Below are 21,572 nucleotides of genomic sequence, written 5' to 3'. Positions count from 1 at the left end.
AGTAACGAAGTTGGATGCAAATGTCAGATCGTGTGCGCCTGTTAGGGCGCGGCTGGTAAGAGAGCCTTATAGGCGCATTTGAAAAACCTCCGGCTATGCCGGAGGATATTTTTTCATGGGGCCGGATACAAAAAAGGCCGCAGGCTGTTACTCCTGCGGCCGGTTTCGGGCGCATATTGCCATCACGGCAGCCTGACGCCCGTTTTCACCTTACTTCCGGTTACGCCACCAGCTGACAATCGCTGCGGTAATAATTCCCGCCAGGATCGGTGCTGCCAAGTCGTGCCAGAAAGTCATGGCAAACTGCGTGAGCGTCATATAGCCGCCTTGTTGTAATGACAACATTTTGCGGCTATTCTTGAATTGTTCTGGTTCAAGATTAGCCCCCGTTCTGTTGTCAGGTTATACCTCTCAACGTGCGGGGGTTTTCTCTTTCCAGCAACCAATGCCACCAGGGATAGAGCCCCCGCAACATTGCGCCTCACCGGATAACGCCGGCTTGGTGTGGATACTACGACTCAATTCATCTTCACTTCATCCCTGAAATGTATGCAATGAAGAGTGCATTCCGGTTTTTCAACAGCTGTTACAGTCGTTTCATGAGTGCTCTGGATGATGCTTCCAGCTCGGGTTGCCAATATTTACTTGTGGAAGAGATAAAGACAAAAAAGGCCGCAGGCTGTTACCCCTGCGGCCGGTTTCGGGCGCATATTGCCATCACGGCAGCCTGACGCCCGTTTTCACCTTACTTCCGGTTACGCCACCAGCTGACAATCGCTGCGGTAATAATTCCCGCCAGGATCGGTGCTGCCAGGTCGTGCCAGAAAATCATGGCAAACTGCGCGAGCGTCATATAGCCGCCTTGTTGTAATGACAACATTTTGCGGCTATTCTTGAAGTGTCTGGTTTCAAGATTAGCCCCCGTTTTGTTGTCAGGTTTTACCTCTCAACGTGCGGGGGTTTTCTCTTTCCAGCAACCAATGCCACCAGGGATAAAGCCCCCGCAACATTGCGCCTCACCGGATAACGCCGGCTTGGTGTGGATACTACGTCTCAATTCATCTTCACTTCATCCCTGAAATGTTTGCAATAAAGAGTACATTCCGGCTTTTCAACAGCTGTTGCAGTGGTTTCGTGCAGGTTCTGGTACAGGCTCGCAATTCTGATTAACAACCTGTTCAGGTAGTATGAAGAAATACAATAAGCAGGAATTTATATTATCTCCCCCGATTTCTGTCATCGGAGGAGATATAACTGTCAGGCAAATATCGTCATCAAATAGGCGGCAAACAGTGCCAGATGCGCTGCGCCATTGAGCACGTTAGTACGTCCGGTGGAGAAGGAGATATGGCACAGCACTAAAGAGGCCACCATCACTACCATTTCTGGCGCACCAAGTGCAAACTGCAATTCGTTACCCGTCATAAAGGCAATTAGCGTGACGACAGGTACGGTAAGCGAAATGGTTGCTAACACTGAACCAAAGAACAGATTCATCGCGCGCTGGACCTGGTTGTTCAACACTGCTTTTAACGCACCTAAACCTTCCGGCGACAGAATCAACAGAGCCACCAGGAAGCCAGTAAAGGCGACAGGGGCATTCATGCTGTCGAGCAATGTCTCCAGCGGGCTGGCGTTCATTTTGGTGACTGCAATAACGGCAATCAGATGGACAATCAACCAGATAGCATGCCAAAGGCTGCTATGGGCAGACGGTTTACCGTGGTGCGGGTCGTCATCATCACTGTCATCTTCGTGCTCGTAGACAAATAAACTTTGATGCGTTTTGGTCTGGATCAGCAAAAATACGCCATACATTGCCGCAGAAATTAATGCTACCAGTAACGCCTGACCGGTTGAAAAATTCGCCGCAGGCAGAGCCATTGGAAATACCAGTACGATTATCGCCAGGGGGAACAGCGCAATTAAATACTGCTTGATACCAAACAGATTCATATATTGGGTGGCAAACTTGCGTCCGCCCAACAATAATGAAAAGCCAACCAGCCCACCGGTAACAATCATAATGATTGAATAGAGCGTATCACGCATTAGCGTTGGCGCGGCGTCGCCGGTTGCCATTAAAGCTGAAATCAAACTGACTTCAAGAATAACCACTGAAAGGCTAAGAATAAGCGAACCGTAAGGTTCTCCCAGGCGATGGGCTAATACGTCCGCATGACGGACAACACTAAAGGCGCTACTTAAAATACCAATAAGAGCAAGAAGATTGATGCCAATGACCACTGGTAGTGTCTGGCTGCTTCCCCACAGGAACAGCACTACCAGCGCCAGAACCGGGAAAATAAGCGAAGTCTCCTTGTGGCGGGTTTTTACCGCCTCTTGAGCATTTGACATTATGGTTATCCCTTTGCAGATGAATTTATCGAAAATGTAAAAAATAGGTAGGAAAAATAACAGAAAGTGTCTGGATATCGGTAACATTTTACGAATTTTTACCCCGCTGTCGATTTTTTACTCATCGGGCCATAAAAATAAGCAATGCGTTTAGACAATGTTTGTTTTAGCGTTTCTTAAGAAGAGTCTGACATGAAAATTCTTATGTTTTGGCAAGAGTGGATATTGTTGACCACACTTAATGTTCAACTTTGTAAAAGGAGTCAACGATGCCGTATAAAACGAAAAGCGATCTGCCGGAAAGCGTAAAGCACGTGCTACCGTCTCATGCTCAGGATATCTATAAAGAAGCGTTCAACAGCGCATGGGATCAATATAAAGATAAAGAAGATCGGCGTGATGACGCCAGTCGCGAAGAAACCGCGCATAAAGTGGCCTGGGCTGCTGTGAAGCATGAATATGCCAAAGGGGATGATGATAAATGGCATAAAAAATCGTAAAACCGGTAGCTTAGTTAAAGCAATTCGTGCGGTGTTGCCTTGCAAGTGGTCCGTGGATTGCATATTGTCCCGTTAGTGGTTTCAAAATGAGCAGTAAAAATGTCCGGAAGACACCAAAAAGTTGTCGCAGGGAAGTATGCAGTGGCGGAGGTGTAAGGTGATAACGCGTGATTTCTTGATGAATGCCGATTGTAAAACGGCATTTGGTGCCATTGAAGAATCACTCTTATGGTCAGCAGAGCAACGGGCGGCTTCGCTGGCGGCGACGCTGGCTTGTCGACCTGATGAGGGACCGGTGTGGATCTTCGGTTATGGATCGTTGATGTGGAATCCGGCACTGGAGTTTACCGAGTCGTGCACCGGTACACTGGTTGGATGGCATCGTGCGTTTTGCCTGCGTCTGACCGCCGGGCGCGGGACTGCGCACCAGCCGGGACGAATGCTTGCACTGAAAGAGGGCGGACGCACCACAGGCGTCGCCTATCGACTGCCAGAAGAGACGCTGGAGCAGGAACTAACCCTGTTGTGGAAGCGCGAGATGATTACCGGCTGTTATCTGCCAACCTGGTGTCAGCTTGATCTTGATGATGGACGCACAGTAAACGCCATTGTGTTTATTATGGACCCGCGACATCCAGAATATGAATCTGACACTCGCGCTCAGGTCATCGCGCCGTTGATTGCGGCGGCGAGCGGTCCACTGGGAACCAACGCACAATACCTGTTTTCACTGGAACAGGAGCTTATCAAACTGGGAATGCAGGACGATGGGCTGAATGATTTGCTGGTATCGGTAAAAAAACTGCTGGCGGAGAATTATCCGGATGGTGTGTTACGGCCGGGATTCGCCTGAGTAAACTTCCCTCATAGTGGGGCGTCAGACGCCCCCTCAAACACTAAAATGTGAGCACTTTATCGGCTGACAGCGTCCATTGCGCCAGTTCCACAAGCGTACCGATTTCCACCCCATCAATCAGAGGAAGTGTGCTAATCCCGCGTCCGTCGGTACAGGTTTTGCACAATTTCACCGGTACATTCTGAGCGGTAAGGATCTCCAGCATTTGCTGAATGTTGTAGCCTTCCCCTGGTTTTTGCCCGCGCAACCCGGCTGTGACCGCATCAGACATCAGGAACAGGCGCAGATCCAGATTGCTCTCCTGCTCTCGTAACGCAATGGCCAGCCGCAAGCTGTTAAACAAGGATTCGCTCCCGTAAGGTGCGCCATTGGCAACGATCACGATTTTTTGCATTATTTACTCCTGTATTCAGGGAATTAGACACTCATCTTCTATCTTACTGCTTCTGCAGCGTCTGACCAATCGGTCACATTTTTAAGGATTTTCCTGAAAGCGCGAGAAAATACGACAAAAGTTGCCAGTAATCGTTATTCTTTAGGGCTATGGTTTTTCATTTTTTACCGGAAGTTACCGACGTTTTGAGCCGTTTCGTTCCTCGCATTATTCCGTTTTATTTACTCTTGCTGGCGGCAGGCGGTACAGCTAACGCACAATCTACCTTCGAGCAAAAAGCGGCAAATCCCTTTGATAATAACAATGATGGTCTGCCGGATTTAGGCATGGCACCTGAAAATCATGATGGGGAAAAACACTTTGCTGAAATTGTGAAAGATTTCGGCGAAACCAGTATGAATGATAACGGGCTGGATACTGGCGAGCAGGCAAAAGCTTTCGCATTGGGAAAAGTCCGCGATGCGCTTAGTCAACAGGTTAATCAGCACGTAGAGTCCTGGCTATCACCGTGGGGAAATGCCAGTGTTGACGTCAAAGTGGATAACGAAGGACATTTCACCGGCAGTCGTGGAAGCTGGTTTGTGCCGTTACAAGATAATGATCGTTATCTCACCTGGAGCCAGCTTGGTCTTACTCAGCAGGATGATGGGCTGGTGAGCAATGTGGGCGTTGGGCAACGCTGGGCGCGCGGCAGCTGGCTGGTGGGTTATAACACTTTTTATGACAACTTGCTGGACGAAAATCTTCAGCGAGCGGGCTTCGGTGCCGAAGCGTGGGGCGAATATTTGCGACTATCGGCAAACTTTTATCAGCCGTTTGCTGCATGGCATGAACAGACAGCCACGCAGGAACAACGGATGGCGCGCGGGTACGACCTGACAGCCCGGATGCGCATGCCGTTTTATCAACACCTCAATACCAGTGTCAGCGTAGAACAGTATTTTGGTGATCGTGTTGATTTGTTTAACTCTGGTACGGGTTATCACAATCCCGTCGCGTTGAGTCTGGGATTAAATTATACCCCAGTGCCATTAGTCACTGTGACGGCCCAGCATAAACAGGGTGAAAGTGGCGAGAATCAAAATAACCTCGGGCTGAATCTTAATTACCGCTTTGGTGTACCGCTCAAAAAACAACTTTCTGCGGGCGAGGTTGCCGAAAGTCAGTCGTTACGTGGTAGTCGCTATGACAATCCGCAGCGAAATAATCTTCCGACTCTTGAGTACCGACAGCGAAAAACGTTAACGGTGTTTCTGGCGACACCGCCGTGGGATCTAAAACCTGGCGAAACAGTGCCGCTGAAATTACAAATCCGCAGTCGTTATGGTATTCGGCAACTGATTTGGCAGGGCGATACGCAGATATTAAGTTTAACGCCAGGCGCACAAGCCAACAGCGCGGAGGGCTGGACGCTGATCATGCCTGACTGGCAAAACGGGGAAGGGGCAAGCAATCACTGGCGATTGTCGGTGGTGGTGGAAGATAACCAGGGGCAGCGTGTCTCCTCCAATGAGATCACGCTAACGCTTGTCGAACCGTTCGACGCATTGTCAAACGACGAACTGCGCTGGGAACCGTAATCAGAAAATGCGCTCCTGATGCACCCATACCGCTGCTTCCACGCGAGACTTGAGCTTCATTTTCTTCAGCATGTGCTTGACGTGCACTTTTACTGTGCTTTCGGTGATGTCCAGGCGGCGGGCAATCATCTTGTTCGGCAAACCCTGGGCAATCAGCTTGAGAATATCGCGCTCGCGTGGGGTTAACTGGTTAACATCGCGCTCAGTAGTGGCACGGTTAGCGCGCAAGCTGGCGGCCAGAACAGGCGTTAATGCTTCGCTTAATACCATTTCGCCAGCAGCTGCCTGATGCAATGCTTTCAGCAGATCTTCCGGTTCCATATCTTTTAACAGATAGCCATCCGCGCCGCGTTTCAGTGCGGTGACCACATCTTCTTCATGGTTAGAGACGCTGAATACCACAATGCGCCCTGAGAGGGACTTTTCGCGGAGTTTATCCAGCGTTTCCAGACCATTCATGCCGGGCATATTGAGATCTAACAGGATCAGATCGGGATCAAGAGATTCCGCCAGTTCAATACCCTGTTCGCCATTACTCGCTTCGCCAACCACGCTGATATCTGGTGCCATACTGATAAGCTGTTTTACGCCAGTTCGCAGCATCGGGTGATCGTCGATCAGCAGGATAGTAGCCGGTTCCTGATTACTCATGGGTATCTCCTTGGACGTCTGTGAAAGTTTTTTCGGGAATAAAGGTGACAACCACTTCGGTGCCACCTGATTCACGACGGCGGACGCGGCAATCGCCTCGTAAACTTTGCGCACGGTCGCGCATTATTATCATGCCGTAGTGATTGCTGCGGATGGCATTTTCAGGCACGCCGCAGCCGTTATCCTGGACGGTCAGTTTGACCTGATTATCGTTTTGCGCCACCGTCACCAAGACCTCACTCGCTTGCGAATGTTTGAGGGCGTTACTTAATGCCTCACGGGCAATTTGCAACAAGTGGATTGCCTGATGCGAAGGCACCAGACGAGGTGGCAATTGATAATCCAGCTTCACCGGGAAGCCAAATTTGGCGCTGTACTCTTCGCAACTCGCCTCCAGCGCTGGACGTAATCCAGGCTCGGTGAGCTGCAAGCGGAATGTGGTGAGCAATTCACGCAACTGCGCCCAGGATGCATTCAGTTCGTTACGGATCTGACTTAACAGTTCGCGGCTGCTTTCTGGCAGCGCATCGCCCTGCATCTGTAAACAACTCACCTGCATCTTCATGCAAGAGAGAGATTGGGCAATAGAATCATGCAGTTCGCGCGCAATGGTGGCACGCTCTTCCATCACGATCAACTGTTGCTGACGTTCCTGATGGCGATCCAACGCCAGCGTGGCGGTGAGTTGTTCAACCAGGGTATCCACCAGTTGTTGTTGATCATGGCTAAGATGACGCCCCTGCGGTAGGGTCGCCAGCAAAATGCCGTACTGCGTATGAGAGTCAGCCAGCCGCCACTTCAGGGTTGTGCCGCGATCGCCAACGGGTAATACGCCGCGCGGGCAGAGCTGGCAGCCTTTATCATCACAAGTCATATCTGGCTGGCAGGTAAACTCCTGATGATTCTCTTCATCATCAGTGTCATACACCCGCAGTTCGATATCACGTAGCAGGGTCAAATTCTGTAAGCCGTTGAGTACAGGTGACAGGCGTTCACACAGCGGGGCGCGGGAATGCAAACGGCGGTTAGCCTGCCATAAAAAAGAGAGGATCTGATTTTTATGCTCCAGCCCGGCAGTTTTCTCCTGAACCCGCTGCTCAAGTACGGCATAACTTTCGGCCAGTTCTGCAGACATATTGTTCAATGCAGTTCCAAGCATCGCCATTTCGTTGCGCCCGCTGATGTTTGCGCGTTGGGTAAAATCGCGATGGCTGACGGCACTCGCCATTGCCAGCAGTTGCCGCCACGGTTGTAGCAATCGCGCCCGCAACCAGATAATAGTGAACACCAGTAAAAGTGCCATAAATACCGCCATTACCCGATGGACCAGCACCACTGTCTCAATGCGCATTTCCGTGGTGCGGTCAAAACCAGATACCAGCTGATCAAGCCCGGCAACAAACTGGCTGACATCCGCTGACACCGTTTCGCGGTTTTGTGCACGCATCAGCGTAGGGATCAGTTCATTACGCCAGTAATCTTGTAAACCCTGTAATTGCGCCAGTTGTCCGTCTCCTTCTGCTGCTCGGGTTAACTCGGCGCTAAATGCCGTTTGTTCCATTTCTTTAATTAAGGGCTTGTCTTTCTCGCTTAATGGCACTGCTGCCAACAGACGGTAACTTTGCATGCGCAGCGATCCCGCTTTGTTGATCGCATGGGCGCTGCCCTGAACGCCTTGCACCAGCCAGCCAGAAACCGCCATCCCTGCCAGTCCAATAGCAGTAGAAAGCAACACAATAAGCGCAACCTGATTAACCAGGGTGAGCGGAGAGAGACAACGTTTAAGCATGTAAACCTCTTCCTTCAGGCTTTAAATGAGCAATAACCTTAATGAATGTGACGATACATTCTGGAATGGCAGTATTCTCGGCTATTGGCTGAAGTATACCCATACCCGGAAAGAGTTACTCCTTATTTGCCGTGTGGTTAGTCGCTTTACATCGGTAAGGGTAGGGATTTTACAGCACCGTGAAAAATCTCATAATTTTTATGAAATCACTGTACTCACTATGGGTAATGATAAATATCAATGATAGATAAAGTTATCTTATCGTTTGATTTACATCAAATTGCCTTTAGCTACAGACACTAAGGTGGCAGACATCGAAACGAGTATCAGAGGTGTCTATGAGTCACTCATCCGCCCCCGAAAGGGCTACTGGAGCTGTCATTACAGATTGGCGACCGGAAGATCCTGCGTTCTGGCAACAACGCGGTCAACGTATTGCCAGCCGCAACCTGTGGATTTCCGTTCCCTGTCTGCTGCTGGCGTTTTGCGTATGGATGTTGTTCAGCGCTGTTGCGGTGAACTTACCAAAAGTTGGTTTTAATTTTACGACCGATCAGCTATTTATGTTGACTGCGCTGCCTTCGGTTTCTGGCGCGTTATTACGTGTTCCATACTCCTTTATGGTTCCTATCTTCGGTGGTCGTCGCTGGACGGCGTTCAGCACCGGTATTCTGATTATTCCTTGCGTCTGGCTGGGTTTTGCCGTGCAGGATACCTCCACGCCTTATAGCGTCTTCATCATCATCTCTCTGCTGTGCGGCTTTGCTGGCGCGAACTTCGCTTCCAGTATGGCAAACATCAGCTTCTTCTTTCCGAAACAGAAGCAGGGTGGCGCGCTGGGTCTGAATGGTGGTCTGGGCAACATGGGCGTCAGCGTCATGCAGTTGGTTGCTCCGCTGGTGGTATCACTGTCGATTTTCGCAGTATTTGGTAGCCAGGGTGTCAAACAGCCGGATGGGACTGAGCTGTATCTGGCGAATGCGTCCTGGGTATGGGTGCCGTTCCTTGCCATCTTCACCATTGCGGCGTGGTTTGGCATGAACGATCTTGCTACCTCGAAAGCCTCCATCAAGGAGCAGTTGCCGGTACTCAAACGGGGTCATCTGTGGATTATGAGCCTGCTGTATCTGGCAACCTTCGGCTCCTTCATCGGCTTCTCCGCGGGCTTTGCGATGCTGTCAAAAACGCAGTTCCCGGATGTTCAGATTCTGCAATACGCTTTCTTCGGGCCGTTTATTGGTGCGCTGGCGCGTTCTGCAGGTGGTGCATTATCTGACCGTCTGGGCGGAACTCGTGTCACACTGGTGAACTTTATCCTGATGGCGATTTTCAGCGGCCTGCTGTTCCTGACCTTACCGACTGACGGGCAGGGCGGAAGCTTCATGGCGTTCTTCGCGGTCTTCCTGGCGCTGTTCCTGACAGCTGGGCTGGGTAGTGGTTCCACTTTCCAGATGATTTCCGTGATCTTCCGTAAACTGACAATGGATCGCGTGAAAGCAGAAGGGGGTTCTGACGAACGTGCGATGCGTGAAGCGGCAACCGACACGGCGGCGGCGCTGGGTTTCATCTCTGCGATTGGCGCGATTGGTGGCTTCTTTATCCCGAAAGCGTTCGGTAGCTCGCTGGCATTAACGGGTTCGCCAGTCGGCGCAATGAAAGTATTTTTGATTTTCTATATCGCCTGTGTAGTGATTACCTGGGCGGTATATGGTCGGCATTCTAAAAAATAAATCTTAATATTTGATTATCCTTTGCGCGGCATGATGTCGCGCTTTTTTTATCTGTCGTTTAGTTACAACATACTCATGTGTGAGTGGCTTATTTCGCCGGATTTCATTAAGAGCCATTAATATGTTACCCATGGGGAATACTCCTTAATACCCATCTGCATAAAAATCTTAATAGTTTAAATAACTACAGGTATAAAACGTCTTAATTTACAGTCTGTTATGTTGTGGCTGTTAATTATCCTAAAGGGGTATCTTAGGAATTTACTTTATTTTTCATCCCCATCACTCTTGATCGTTATCAATTCTCACGCTGTTTCAGAGCGTTACCTTGCCCTTAAACATTAGCAATGTCGATTTATCAGAGGGCCGACAGGCTCCCACAGGAGAAAACCGATGAGTAAATTCCTGGACCGGTTTCGCTACTTCAAACAGAAGGGTGAAACCTTTGCCGATGGGCATGGCCAGCTTCTCAATACCAACCGTGACTGGGAGGATGGATATCGCCAGCGTTGGCAGCATGACAAAATCGTCCGCTCTACCCACGGGGTAAACTGCACCGGCTCCTGCAGCTGGAAAATCTACGTCAAAAACGGTCTGGTGACCTGGGAAACCCAGCAGACTGACTATCCTCGTACCCGTCCGGATCTGCCAAACCATGAACCTCGCGGCTGCCCGCGCGGTGCCAGCTACTCCTGGTATCTTTACAGTGCCAACCGCCTGAAATACCCGATGATGCGCAAACGCCTGATGAAAATGTGGCGTGAAGCGAAGGCGCTGCATAGCGATCCGATTGAGGCATGGGCTTCTATCATTGAAGACGCCGATAAAGCGAAAAGCTTTAAGCAGGCGCGTGGACGCGGTGGTTTTGTTCGTTCTTCCTGGCAGGAAGTGAACGAACTGATCGCCGCATCTAACGTTTACACCATCAAAAACTACGGCCCGGACCGTGTCGCTGGCTTCTCGCCAATTCCGGCAATGTCGATGGTTTCTTACGCGTCGGGTGCGCGTTATCTCTCGCTGCTTGGCGGTACTTGCTTAAGCTTCTACGACTGGTACTGCGACCTGCCTCCTGCGTCTCCGCAAACCTGGGGCGAGCAGACTGACGTACCGGAATCTGCTGACTGGTACAACTCCAGCTACATCATCGCCTGGGGTTCAAACGTGCCGCAGACGCGTACTCCGGATGCTCACTTCTTTACTGAAGTGCGTTACAAAGGCACCAAAACTGTTGCCGTCACACCGGACTACGCTGAAATCGCCAAACTGTGCGATCTGTGGCTGGCACCGAAACAGGGCACCGACGCAGCAATGGCGCTGGCGATGGGCCACGTAATGCTGCGTGAATTCCACCTCGACAACCCAAGCCAGTATTTCACCGACTATGTGCGTCGCTACACCGACATGCCGATGCTGGTGATGCTGGAAGAACGCGACGGTTACTACGCCGCAGGTCGTATGCTGCGTGCTGCTGATCTGGTGGATGCGCTGGGCCAGGAAAACAATCCGGAATGGAAAACTGTCGCCTTTAATACCAATGGCGAAATGGTTGCGCCGAACGGTTCTATTGGCTTCCGCTGGGGCGAGAAGGGCAAATGGAATCTTGAGCAGCGCGACGGCAAAACTGGCGAAGAAACCGAGCTGCAACTGAGTCTGCTGGGTAGCCAGGATGAGATCGCTGAGGTGGGCTTCCCGTACTTTGGTGGCGACGGCACGGAACACTTCAACAAAGTGGAGCTGGAAAACATTCTGCTGCACAAACTGCCGGTAAAACGCCTGCAACTGGCTGATGGCAGCACCGCACTGGTGACCACCGTTTATGATCTGACACTGGCAAACTACGGTCTGGAACGTGGCCTGAACGACGTTAACTGCGCAACCAGCTATGACGATGTGAAAGCTTACACTCCGGCGTGGGCCGAGCAAATCACTGGCGTTTCTCGTAGCCAGATTATCCGTATTGCCCGTGAATTTGCCGATAACGCTGACAAGACGCACGGTCGTTCGATGATTATCGTCGGTGCGGGGCTGAACCACTGGTATCACCTCGATATGAACTATCGTGGTCTGATCAACATGCTGATTTTCTGCGGCTGTGTCGGTCAGAGCGGGGGTGGCTGGGCGCACTATGTAGGTCAGGAAAAACTGCGTCCGCAAACCGGCTGGCAGCCGCTGGCGTTTGCTCTTGACTGGCAGCGTCCGGCGCGTCACATGAACAGCACCTCTTATTTCTATAACCACTCCAGCCAGTGGCGTTATGAAACCGTGACCGCAGAAGAGTTGTTGTCGCCGATGGCGGATAAATCCCGTTATACCGGACACTTGATCGACTTTAACGTCCGTGCAGAACGTATGGGCTGGCTGCCGTCTGCGCCGCAGTTAGGCACTAACCCGCTAACTATCGCTGGCGAAGCGAAAAAAGCGGGCATGAATCCGGTGGATTACACCGTGAAATCCCTGAAAGAGGGTTCTATCCGTTTTGCGGCAGAACAACCAGAAAACGGTAAAAACCACCCGCGTAACCTGTTCATCTGGCGTTCTAACCTGCTCGGTTCTTCCGGTAAAGGTCATGAGTTTATGCTCAAGTACCTGCTGGGGACGGAGCACGGTATCCAGGGCAAAGACCTGGGGCAGCAGGGCGGCGTGAAGCCGGAAGAAGTGGACTGGCAGGACAACGGTCTGGAAGGCAAGCTGGATCTGGTGGTGACGCTGGACTTCCGTCTGTCGAGCACCTGTCTCTATTCCGACATCATTTTGCCGACGGCGACCTGGTACGAAAAAGACGACATGAATACTTCGGATATGCATCCGTTTATTCACCCGCTGTCTGCGGCGGTCGATCCGGCCTGGGAAGCGAAAAGCGACTGGGAAATCTACAAAGCCATCGCGAAGAAATTCTCCGAAGTGTGCGTTGGTCATCTGGGTAAAGAAACTGACATCGTCACGCTGCCTATCCAGCACGACTCTGCCGCTGAACTGGCGCAACCGCTGGATGTGAAAGACTGGAAAAAAGGCGAATGCGATCTGATCCCAGGTAAAACTGCACCGCACATTATGGTCGTAGAGCGCGATTATCCGGCAACTTTCGAACGCTTTACCTCTATCGGCCCGCTGATGGAGAAAATCGGTAACGGCGGTAAAGGGATTGCCTGGAACACCCAGAGCGAGATGGATCTGCTGCGTAAGCTCAACTACACCAAAGCGGAAGGTCCGGCAAAAGGTCAGCCGATGCTCAATACCGCAATTGATGCGGCAGAGATGATCCTGACGCTGGCACCGGAAACCAATGGTCAGGTAGCTGTAAAAGCCTGGGCTGCCCTGAGCGAGTTTACCGGTCGTGACCATACGCATCTGGCGCTGAATAAAGAAGACGAGAAGATTCGCTTCCGCGATATTCAGGCACAGCCGCGCAAAATCATCTCCAGCCCGACCTGGTCTGGCCTTGAAGATGAACACGTTTCTTACAACGCCGGTTACACCAACGTTCACGAGCTGATCCCGTGGCGTACGCTCTCTGGCCGTCAGCAGCTGTATCAGGATCACCAGTGGATGCGTGATTTCGGTGAAAGCCTGCTGGTTTATCGTCCGCCGATCGACACCCGTTCGGTGAAAGAAGTGATGGGCCAGAAATCCAACGGCAACCCGGAAAAAGCGCTCAACTTCCTGACGCCGCACCAGAAGTGGGGTATCCACTCCACCTACAGCGACAACCTGCTGATGCTGACTTTAGGTCGCGGTGGTCCGGTGGTCTGGCTGAGTGAAGCCGATGCCAAAGAGCTGGGTATCGCCGATAACGACTGGATTGAAGTCTTCAACAGCAACGGTGCACTGACTGCCCGTGCGGTTGTCAGCCAGCGTGTTCCGGCAGGGATGACCATGATGTACCACGCGCAGGAACGTATCGTTAACCTGCCTGGTTCGGAAATTACCCAACAGCGTGGTGGTATCCATAATTCGGTCACCCGTATCACGCCGAAACCGACGCATATGATCGGCGGCTATGCCCATCTGGCATACGGCTTTAACTACTATGGCACCGTAGGTTCTAACCGCGATGAGTTTGTTGTAGTGCGTAAGATGAAGAACATTGACTGGTTAGATGGCGAAGGCAATGACCAGGTACAGGAGAGCGTAAAATGAAAATTCGTTCACAAGTCGGCATGGTGCTGAATCTCGATAAGTGCATCGGCTGCCACACCTGTTCAGTTACCTGTAAAAACGTCTGGACCAGCCGCGAAGGCGTGGAATACGCGTGGTTCAACAACGTGGAAACCAAGCCGGGCCAGGGCTTCCCGACTGACTGGGAAAACCAGGAAAAATACAAAGGCGGCTGGATCCGTAAAATCAATGGCAAACTGCAACCGCGCATGGGTAACCGCGCCATGCTGCTGGGTAAAATCTTCGCTAACCCGCATCTGCCGGGGATCGACGATTATTACGAGCCGTTCGATTTTGATTATCAGAACCTGCATACCGCGCCGGAAGGCAGCAAATCGCAGCCGATTGCCCGTCCGCGTTCGCTGATTACCGGGGAACGGATGGCGAAAATCGAAAAAGGGCCGAACTGGGAAGATGACCTGGGCGGTGAGTTTGACAAGCTGGCGAAAGACAAGAACTTCGACAACATCCAGAAGGCGATGTATAGCCAGTTCGAAAACACCTTCATGATGTATTTGCCGCGCCTGTGCGAACACTGCCTGAACCCGGCATGTGTGGCGACCTGCCCGAGCGGTGCGATTTACAAGCGTGAAGAAGATGGCATCGTCCTGATCGACCAGGATAAATGCCGTGGCTGGCGTATGTGCATCACCGGATGCCCATACAAAAAAATCTACTTCAACTGGAAGAGCGGTAAGTCTGAGAAGTGCATCTTCTGCTATCCGCGTATTGAAGCGGGTCAGCCGACCGTGTGCTCTGAAACCTGTGTCGGTCGTATCCGTTATCTCGGCGTGCTGTTGTACGATGCCGACGCCATTGAACGTGCAGCCAGCACCGAGAACGAGAAAGATCTCTACCAGCGTCAGCTGGAGGTGTTCCTCGATCCGAACGATCCGAAAGTCATCGAGCAGGCAATTAAAGACGGTATTCCGCTGAGCGTTATTGAAGCCGCACAGCAGTCGCCGGTTTATAAAATGGCGATGGAATGGAAACTGGCGCTGCCGCTGCATCCAGAATATCGCACACTGCCGATGGTCTGGTACGTGCCGCCTCTGTCTCCGATTCAGTCTGCAGCAGACGCGGGTGAGCTGGGCAGCAACGGCATTCTGCCAGACGTCGAAAGCCTGCGTATTCCGGTACAGTATCTGGCGAATCTGCTGACCGCCGGTGATACCAAACCGGTACTGCGCGCGCTGAAACGTATGCTGGCGATGCGTCATTACAAACGTGCTGAAACCGTTGACGGTAAAGTCGATACCCGTGCGCTGGAAGAGGTCGGTCTGACCGAAGCCCAGGCACAGGAGATGTACCGTTATCTGGCGATTGCTAACTACGAAGATCGCTTTGTGGTGCCGAGCAGTCATCGTGAACTGGCGCGGGAAGCCTTCCCGGAGAAAAATGGCTGCGGCTTTACCTTTGGTGATGGCTGCCACGGTTCAGATACCAAATTCAATCTGTTCAACAGCCGCCGTATCGATGCCATCGACGTAACCAGCAAAACGGAGCCGCACCCATGATCGAACTCGTGATTGTATCGCGTCTCCTTGAATATCCGGATGCTGCTTTATGGCAGCATCAACAAGAGATGTTTGAGGCAATTGCTGCGTCGAAAAATCTGTCGAAAGAAGATGCCCATGCGCTGGGCATTTTCCTGCGCGATTTAACGACGATGGATCCGCTCGATGCCCAGGCGCAGTACAGCGAACTGTTCGATCGTGGTCGCGCCACGTCGCTGTTGCTGTTTGAACACGTTCACGGGGAATCCCGCGATCGCGGTCAGGCGATGGTGGACCTGCTGGCACAGTACGAGCAGCACGGTTTGCAGTTAAACAGCCGCGAATTGCCCGACCATTTGCCGCTGTATCTGGAGTATCTGGCGCAGCTGCCGCAAAGCGAAGCCGTGGAAGGTTTGAAAGATATCGCGCCGATTCTGGCATTGCTCTGCGCGCGTCTGCAACAGCGTGAAAGCCGTTATGCCGTGCTGTTTGATCTGCTGCTGAAACTGGCGAATACCGCAATCGACAGCGACAAAGTGGCGGAAAAAATTGCCGACGAAGCGCGCGACGATACGCCGCAGGCGCTGGATGCTGTCTGGGAAGAAGAGCAGGTTAAATTCTTTGCTGACAAAGGCTGCGGTGATTCAGCAATCACTGCTCATCAGCGTCGCTTTGCCGGTGCCGTCGCGCCGCAATATCTGAATATCACCACCGGAGGACAGCACTAATGCAATTCCTGAATATGTTCTTCTTTGATATCTACCCGTACATAGCCGGGGCGGTCTTCCTGATTGGTAGCTGGCTGCGTTATGACTACGGGCAGTACACCTGGCGCGCGGCGTCCAGCCAGATGCTGGATCGCAAAGGGATGAACCTGGCGTCGAACCTGTTCCATATCGGTATTCTGGGGATTTTTGTCGGTCACTTCTTTGGTATGCTGACGCCGCACTGGATGTATGAAGCCTGGCTGCCGATTGAAGTGAAACAGAAAATGGCGATGTTTGCTGGTGGTGCCAGCGGCGTGCTGTGTCTGATTGGCGGCGTGCTGTTGCTGAAACGTCGTCTGTTCAGCCCACGCGTGCGTGCAACGACTACCGGAGCGGATATCCTGATCCTGTCTCTGCTGGTTATCCAGTGCGCTCTGGGCTTGCTGACCATTCCGTTCTCCGCCCAGCATATGGACGGTAGCGAGATGATGAAACTGGTTGGCTGGGCGCAGTCGGTAGTGACCTTCCACGGTGGCGCTTCTCAACACCTTGATGGTGTGGCGTTTATCTTCCGTCTGCACCTGGTGCTGGGGATGACGTTATTCTTGCTGTTCCCGTTCTCACGTCTGGTGCACATCTGGAGCGTACCGGTGGAGTATCTGACACGTAAGTATCAGCTGGTGCGCGCTCGTCACTAAGCGAATTTTAGTTTGCATAGACCCCGCTTCGGCGGGGTTTTTTTATGGGCACGGTACGGGGTGAGTTGTCGGATGCGCTTCGCTTATCCGACCTACAGGGGAGGATATTGTAGGTCCGGTAAACGCGGTGCCATTGGGTAGAATTAGCTCGGAGTAACAGGTTTTGAGTATTTACAGGAAGTGATGGTGGTGGGGGAAGGATTACTCAGCGCTGCGCGCTTCACCCTTCGGGTCGTTGCCTGCGGCAACGCTTTCTCGCTGGCGCTCGAGTCGCACCTTGGTCGAAGCTTCTCATCCTTCCCCGCATGGGCAGAATATTTAATTGCGGATTCGTTTGAGAGTTCACGGACTTTTGAAAAGTGATGGTGGTGGGAGAAGGATTACTCAGCGCTGCGCGCTTCGCCCTTCGGGTCGTTGCCTGCGGCAACGCTCTCTCGCTGGCGCTCAAGTCGAACCTTGGTTGAAGCTTCTCATCCTTCCCCGCATGGGCAGAATATTTGATTGCGGATTCGTTTGAGAATTCCGGGGCTTTTGAAAGTTATGGTGGTGGGGGAAGGATTACTCAGCGCTGCGCGCTTCGCCCTTCGGGTCGTTGCCTGCGGCCACGCTCTCTCGCTGGCGCTCGAGTCGAACCTTGGTCGAAGCTTCTCATCCTTCCCCGCATGGGCAGAATATTTAATCGCGGATTCGTTTGAGAGTTCACGGACTTTTGAAAGTGATGGTGGTGGGGGAAGGATTCGAACCTTCGAAGTCGATGACGGCAGATTTACAGTCTGCTCCCTTTGGCCGCTCGGGAACCCCACCAGGGGTAATTCAAATTTTGAGGTAATGCTTGAGATGGTGGTGGGGGAAGGATTCGAACCTTCGAAGTCGATGACGGCAGATTTACAGTCTGCTCCCTTTGGCCGCTCGGGAACCCCACCACGGGGTAATGCTTTTACTGGCCTGCTCCCTTATCGGGAAGCGGGGCGCATCATATCAAATGACGCGCCGCTGTAAAGTGTTACGTTGAGAAAAATGAACTGGTTGGGTAATTTTCATCCGTAACGGATTAAAGGTAACCAGTTATTTTTGCTGGCGATTAAAGAATAATCGTCCGATTACCGTAAACAAAGACGCGCTGCGCCAGTACTTTGTAGAGTGCGCGACTTAAGACGTTTTTCTCGACGTCACGACCTGCGCGCATCATATCTTCAGCTGTGTAGGTATGATCGACATGAATAACGTCCTGCATGATGATTGGACCTTCGTCCAGATTGTCATTCACATAGTGAGCGGTTGCGCCAATAATCTTCACGCCACGTTCATAGGCCTGGTGATAAGGACGTGCGCCGATAAACGCTGGCAGGAATGAATGGTGAATATTGATGATCTTATTCGGGAAGCGTGCCACAAATTCTGGCGTTAATACCCGCATATACTTCGCCAGCACCACGTAGTCAGGCTGATAAGCATCAATGGCATCCGCCATCTTTTGATCGTGCTCGTTGCGGCTTAACCCTTCATGGCTTACCAGCTCAAACGGAATATCAAAACGCTCAACCAGAGAACGTAAAGTATCGTGGTTACCAATAACTGCCGCGATTTCGACATCCAGGCCGCCGTAATTGGCTTTCATCAACAAATCGCCGAGGCAATGCGCCTCTTTAGTGACCAGAATCACTATCCGGCGACGACCGGCAGGATTCAGCTCACGTACGGAGCCTTCTGGCAATGCGCTGTCGAGATCCGCCAGCAGGGTGGAATCATTAAAAATTCCTTCCAGTTCCGTGCGCATAAAAAAGCGCCCGGTACGGTGATCAACAAATTCATTGTTCTGTACGATATTTAACTCGTGCTTGTAGCAAATATTGGTAATACGTGCGATCAGACCTTTTTGGTCCGGACAAATAGTACGCAGAACTTTACGTTGGAGTGAATGCATTGCTGGAAAAACCTTGTTGAGAGTGTTTGCTAAACCGTACCGTCAACCATTATTGGCCGCAGCACTTTTTAAATTTTTTACCTGAACCACAAGGGCAGGGATCGTTGCGGCCAAACTGCGGACGTGTACCGTCAATATAGTACCATTGACCGTTTTCTTTCAAAAATCGCGAACGTTCAATGATTGCACCTGTTTTGCCACCTTCGGTATATCGCGCAACAAAACTGACAAATCCGATATTGTCGACGTCCTGCCAACAATGTTCAAATACGGTCAATCCTAACCATTCAGTATGCGCAAATCCGGCAATCAATTCGGCACGTAACGCCGCCGCTCCACAAGATGGATGCCAGGTCTTTATTAAATAATCTGCGTCTTTCATCACAAAAGCGCAGTAACGCGAACGCATGAGATGTTCTGGATCAGGTGCAACCTTTTCACCAGACACATAAGGGTGGCAACATAGGCTATACTCGACAGCACTACCACAGGGACAAAGCTGAGACACAAATAATCTCCCTGGAAACAATAACGGCGTATTAACCGCCTGAGTAGCACTATGTTAACCGAGCAGTAGCGATGTTGCTACGATTGCATTCCAGGGGAATCTTGCGGGAATAATGAGAAAGATAAAAATAGGGCTGGCGCTGGGATCTGGCGCGGCGAGAGGTTGGTCGCATATTGGCGTTATTAATGCGCTAAAAAAAGTGGGTATTGAAATTGATATCGTTGCAGGATGTTCAATTGGTTCGCTGGTGGGCGCTGCCTATGCATGCGATCGACTATCTGCGCTGGAAGATTGGGTGACCTCTTTCAGTTATTGGGATGTTTTACGCCTGATGGATCTCTCCTGGCAGCGCGGTGGGTTACTGCGCGGCGAGCGTGTCTTCAATCAATATCGCGAAATAATGCCGGAAACAGAGATCGAAAATTGTTCCCGTCGCTTCGCGGCTGTTGCCACCAATTTAAGTACTGGGCGCGAATTATGGTTTACTGAAGGCGATCTCCATCTTGCTATTCGTGCATCATGCAGTATTCCAGGACTAATGGCACCCGTTGCGCATAACGGCTACTGGCTGGTTGATGGCGCTGTAGTTAACCCAATTCCTATTTCGCTCACGCGTGCATTGGGTGCTGATATTGTGATAGCGGTCGACCTGCAGCACGATGCTCATTTGATGCAACAAGATCTGCTCTCCTTTAATGTTAGTGAAGAAAATAGCGAGAATGGTGATTCTCTGCCGTGGCATGCGCGTCTGAAAGAAAGGTTGGGCAGCATAACGACACGTCGGGCGGTGACAGCGCCAACGGCAACAGAGATTATGACCACTTCTATCCAAGTGCTGGAGAACCGCCTTAAAAGGAACCGCATGGCAGGTGATCCGCCCGATATTCTGATTCAACCTGTTTGCCCGCAAATATCTACGCTTGATTTCCATCGCGCGCACGCTGCCATTGCGGCTGGGCAGCTGGCAGTGGAAAAGAAAATGGATGAACTTTTGCCGTTGGTACGCACCAACATTTGACCAGAATTTTTATCTACACTTAAGTTAATTCTGACAGGCGCAGGTGGCAATAGCATGCCACTATTGAGTAAAGCCAGTCAGGGGAGAGAACATGACGCAGCCATTGGTCGGAAAACAGATTCTCATTGTTGAAGATGAGCAGGTATTTCGCTCGCTTCTGGATTCGTGGTTTTCCTCATTGGGAGCGACAACGGTACTGGCGGCTGATGGGGTGGATGCCCTTGAGTTGCTGGGAGGTTTCACTCCAGACCTGATGATATGTGATATCGCGATGCCACGAATGAACGGGCTTAAACTGCTGGAGCATATACGTAACAGAGGCGACCAGACACCTGTTCTGGTGATATCTGCCACTGAAAATATGGCAGATATTGCCAAAGCGTTACGTCTGGGCGTTGAAGATGTTTTGCTGAAACCAGTTAAAGATCTGAATCGCTTGCGCGAGATGGTTTTTGCCTGTCTCTATCCCAGCATGTTTAATTCCCGCGTTGAGGAAGAGGAGAGGCTTTTTCGCGACTGGGATGCAATGGTTGATAACCCTGCCGCAGCGGCGAAATTATTACAGGAATTGCAACCGCCGGTTCAGCAGGTGATTTCCCATTGCCGGGTTAATTATCGTCAATTGGTTGCCGCGGACAAACCCGGCCTGGTGCTTGATATTGCCGCACTTTCGGAAAACGATCTGGCATTTTATTGCCTTGATGTCACCCGAGCTGGACATAATGGCGTACTTGCTGCCTTGTTATTACGCGCATTGTTTAACGGATTATTACAGGAACAGCTTGCACATCAAAATCAACGGTTGCCAGAGTTGGGCGCGTTATTGAAGCAGGTAAACCATTTACTCCGTCAGGCCAATCTACCGGGGCAGTTTCCGCTATTAGTTGGCTATTATCATCGCGAACTGAAAAATCTCATTCTGGTTTCTGCGGGTCTGAATGCGACATTAAATACTGGCGAACACCAGGTGCAAATCAGTAATGGTGTTCCGTTAGGCACTTTAGGTAACGCTTATTTGAATCAATTGAGCCAGCGATGCGATGCCTGGCAATGCCAAATATGGGGAACCGGTGGTCGGCTTCGCTTGATGTTGTCTGCAGAATGAGCAAACGATAACGCGGGCTAAATTTGCATTACCTGCTAATGTCGGCTGGTGTTACTATCGTCGCCATTCGTATAAGTAATTGTCTTAATTATGCTAACTCGCC

18 protein-coding genes, 2 tRNA genes and 3 other RNA genes are annotated in these 21,572 nt (G+C 51.3%); 10 read left to right on the top strand and 13 right to left on the bottom strand.

What is annotated here, in order from left to right; translation table 11 throughout:
- Positions 1 to 210: 210 nt before the first annotated feature.
- The 3 genes from ACJHYD_RS15135 to chaA all read right to left on the bottom strand — a co-directional run bounded on the left by ACJHYD_RS15135 (position 211) and on the right by chaA (position 2,358).
- Complete coding sequence (locus ACJHYD_RS15135) at positions 211 to 318, bottom strand: type I toxin-antitoxin system toxin Ldr family protein (RefSeq protein WP_000176713.1); 108 nt, start codon at positions 316 to 318, stop codon at positions 211 to 213.
- Between the two features lie 427 nt (positions 319 to 745).
- On the bottom strand, positions 746 to 853 hold the full coding sequence (locus ACJHYD_RS15130) for a type I toxin-antitoxin system toxin Ldr family protein (protein ID WP_000170955.1): 108 nt from the start codon (positions 851 to 853) through the stop codon (positions 746 to 748).
- Positions 854 to 1,257: 404 nt separating this feature from the next.
- On the bottom strand, positions 1,258 to 2,358 hold the full coding sequence (gene chaA, locus ACJHYD_RS15125; protein WP_001309461.1) for a sodium-potassium/proton antiporter ChaA: 1,101 nt from the start codon (positions 2,356 to 2,358) through the stop codon (positions 1,258 to 1,260).
- A 269-nt stretch (positions 2,359 to 2,627) separates the two neighbouring features.
- On the opposite strand from chaA, the gene chaB reads away from it, so the two are divergent.
- Both chaB and chaC read left to right on the top strand, forming a co-directional pair.
- Positions 2,628 to 2,858, top strand: a complete 231-nt coding sequence (chaB, locus tag ACJHYD_RS15120; RefSeq protein WP_001146444.1) for a putative cation transport regulator ChaB — start codon at positions 2,628 to 2,630, stop codon at positions 2,856 to 2,858.
- A gap of 157 nt (positions 2,859 to 3,015) precedes the next feature.
- Entirely contained in the window at positions 3,016 to 3,711 is a 696-nt protein-coding gene (gene chaC / locus ACJHYD_RS15115; RefSeq protein ID WP_001295621.1) for a glutathione-specific gamma-glutamylcyclotransferase, read from the top strand.
- A 43-nt stretch (positions 3,712 to 3,754) separates the two neighbouring features.
- Here chaC and ychN read toward each other — a convergent pair whose 3' ends face one another.
- Positions 3,755 to 4,108: a DsrE/F sulfur relay family protein YchN gene (gene ychN / locus ACJHYD_RS15110; protein ID WP_001169669.1), complete on the bottom strand. Its 354-nt coding sequence runs from the start codon at positions 4,106 to 4,108 to the stop codon at positions 3,755 to 3,757.
- 185 nt (positions 4,109 to 4,293) lie between these two features.
- Here ychN and ychO point away from each other — a divergent pair, with 185 nt between their 5' ends.
- Entirely contained in the window at positions 4,294 to 5,688 is a 1,395-nt protein-coding gene (ychO, locus tag ACJHYD_RS15105; protein ID WP_001718153.1) for an inverse autotransporter invasin YchO, read from the top strand.
- Here the strand turns inward: ychO and narL are convergent, their stop codons facing one another.
- Both narL and narX read right to left on the bottom strand, forming a co-directional pair.
- The gene (narL, locus tag ACJHYD_RS15100; RefSeq protein WP_000070487.1) at positions 5,689 to 6,339 is read right to left on the bottom strand and encodes a two-component system response regulator NarL; all 651 of its coding nucleotides are present in this window, start codon (positions 6,337 to 6,339) and stop codon (positions 5,689 to 5,691) included.
- Positions 6,332 to 8,128, bottom strand: coding sequence for a nitrate/nitrite two-component system sensor histidine kinase NarX (gene narX, locus ACJHYD_RS15095; RefSeq protein WP_001550998.1), 1,797 nt, complete (start codon positions 8,126 to 8,128; stop codon positions 6,332 to 6,334). The genes narL and narX overlap by 8 nt, the downstream gene beginning before the upstream one ends.
- A 338-nt stretch (positions 8,129 to 8,466) precedes the next feature.
- Here narX and narK point away from each other — a divergent pair, with 338 nt between their 5' ends.
- From narK to narI, 5 genes are all read left to right on the top strand, one after another.
- Entirely contained in the window at positions 8,467 to 9,858 is a 1,392-nt protein-coding gene (gene narK / locus ACJHYD_RS15090; RefSeq protein WP_000019836.1) for a nitrate transporter NarK, read from the top strand.
- Positions 9,859 to 10,251: 393 nt separating this feature from the next.
- Positions 10,252 to 13,995 carry a nitrate reductase subunit alpha gene (locus ACJHYD_RS15085; protein ID WP_001550999.1) on the top strand — a complete coding sequence of 1,248 codons (3,744 nt, stop codon included), beginning with the start codon at positions 10,252 to 10,254 and terminating at the stop codon, positions 13,993 to 13,995.
- On the top strand, positions 13,992 to 15,530 hold the full coding sequence (narH, locus tag ACJHYD_RS15080) for a nitrate reductase subunit beta (protein ID WP_000702660.1): 1,539 nt from the start codon (positions 13,992 to 13,994) through the stop codon (positions 15,528 to 15,530). Before ACJHYD_RS15085 ends, narH begins: the two co-directional genes overlap by 4 nt.
- On the top strand, positions 15,527 to 16,237 hold the full coding sequence (gene narJ, locus ACJHYD_RS15075; protein ID WP_000571705.1) for a nitrate reductase molybdenum cofactor assembly chaperone: 711 nt from the start codon (positions 15,527 to 15,529) through the stop codon (positions 16,235 to 16,237). Before narH ends, narJ begins: the two co-directional genes overlap by 4 nt.
- Positions 16,237 to 16,914: a respiratory nitrate reductase subunit gamma gene (narI, locus tag ACJHYD_RS15070; RefSeq protein ID WP_001160110.1), complete on the top strand. Its 678-nt coding sequence runs from the start codon at positions 16,237 to 16,239 to the stop codon at positions 16,912 to 16,914. Before narJ ends, narI begins: the two co-directional genes overlap by 1 nt.
- Before the next feature lie 184 nt (positions 16,915 to 17,098).
- Here narI and ACJHYD_RS15065 read toward each other — a convergent pair.
- The 7 genes from ACJHYD_RS15065 to ACJHYD_RS15035 all read right to left on the bottom strand — a co-directional run bounded on the left by ACJHYD_RS15065 (position 17,099) and on the right by ACJHYD_RS15035 (position 19,346).
- A non-coding RNA gene (locus tag ACJHYD_RS15065) (RtT sRNA) lies at positions 17,099 to 17,230 on the bottom strand.
- A 47-nt stretch (positions 17,231 to 17,277) separates the two neighbouring features.
- Positions 17,278 to 17,409: non-coding RNA, RtT sRNA (locus ACJHYD_RS15060), on the bottom strand.
- A gap of 46 nt (positions 17,410 to 17,455) precedes the next feature.
- Positions 17,456 to 17,587: non-coding RNA, RtT sRNA (locus ACJHYD_RS15055), on the bottom strand.
- Positions 17,588 to 17,633: 46 nt separating this feature from the next.
- A tRNA-Tyr gene (locus ACJHYD_RS15050) sits at positions 17,634 to 17,718 on the bottom strand.
- 34 nt (positions 17,719 to 17,752) lie between these two features.
- Positions 17,753 to 17,837: transfer RNA gene (locus ACJHYD_RS15045), tRNA-Tyr, on the bottom strand.
- A gap of 158 nt (positions 17,838 to 17,995) precedes the next feature.
- A complete protein-coding gene (purU, locus tag ACJHYD_RS15040) occupies positions 17,996 to 18,838 on the bottom strand; it encodes a formyltetrahydrofolate deformylase (protein WP_000555849.1) in 843 nt (280 codons plus the stop codon).
- A gap of 49 nt (positions 18,839 to 18,887) precedes the next feature.
- Positions 18,888 to 19,346 carry a YchJ family protein gene (locus tag ACJHYD_RS15035; RefSeq protein ID WP_001314642.1) on the bottom strand — a complete coding sequence of 153 codons (459 nt, stop codon included), beginning with the start codon at positions 19,344 to 19,346 and terminating at the stop codon, positions 18,888 to 18,890.
- Positions 19,347 to 19,458: 112 nt separating this feature from the next.
- On the opposite strand from ACJHYD_RS15035, the gene rssA reads away from it, so the two are divergent.
- Together rssA and rssB are read left to right on the top strand one after the other, a co-directional pair.
- Positions 19,459 to 20,364, top strand: a complete 906-nt coding sequence (gene rssA / locus ACJHYD_RS15030; RefSeq protein ID WP_001226476.1) for a patatin-like phospholipase RssA — start codon at positions 19,459 to 19,461, stop codon at positions 20,362 to 20,364.
- A 91-nt stretch (positions 20,365 to 20,455) separates the two neighbouring features.
- The gene (rssB, locus tag ACJHYD_RS15025) at positions 20,456 to 21,469 is read left to right on the top strand and encodes a two-component system response regulator RssB (protein WP_000193447.1); all 1,014 of its coding nucleotides are present in this window, start codon (positions 20,456 to 20,458) and stop codon (positions 21,467 to 21,469) included.
- Positions 21,470 to 21,572 lie beyond the last annotated feature (103 nt).

Origin of the sequence: Escherichia sp. WS1368, assembly GCF_046487485.1 — a bacterium.
Lineage (GTDB): Bacteria > Pseudomonadota > Gammaproteobacteria > Enterobacterales > Enterobacteriaceae > Escherichia > Escherichia coli.
The sequence above is the reverse complement of the archived record's forward strand: the minus strand, read 5'-3'. Positions and strand labels throughout refer to the sequence as shown.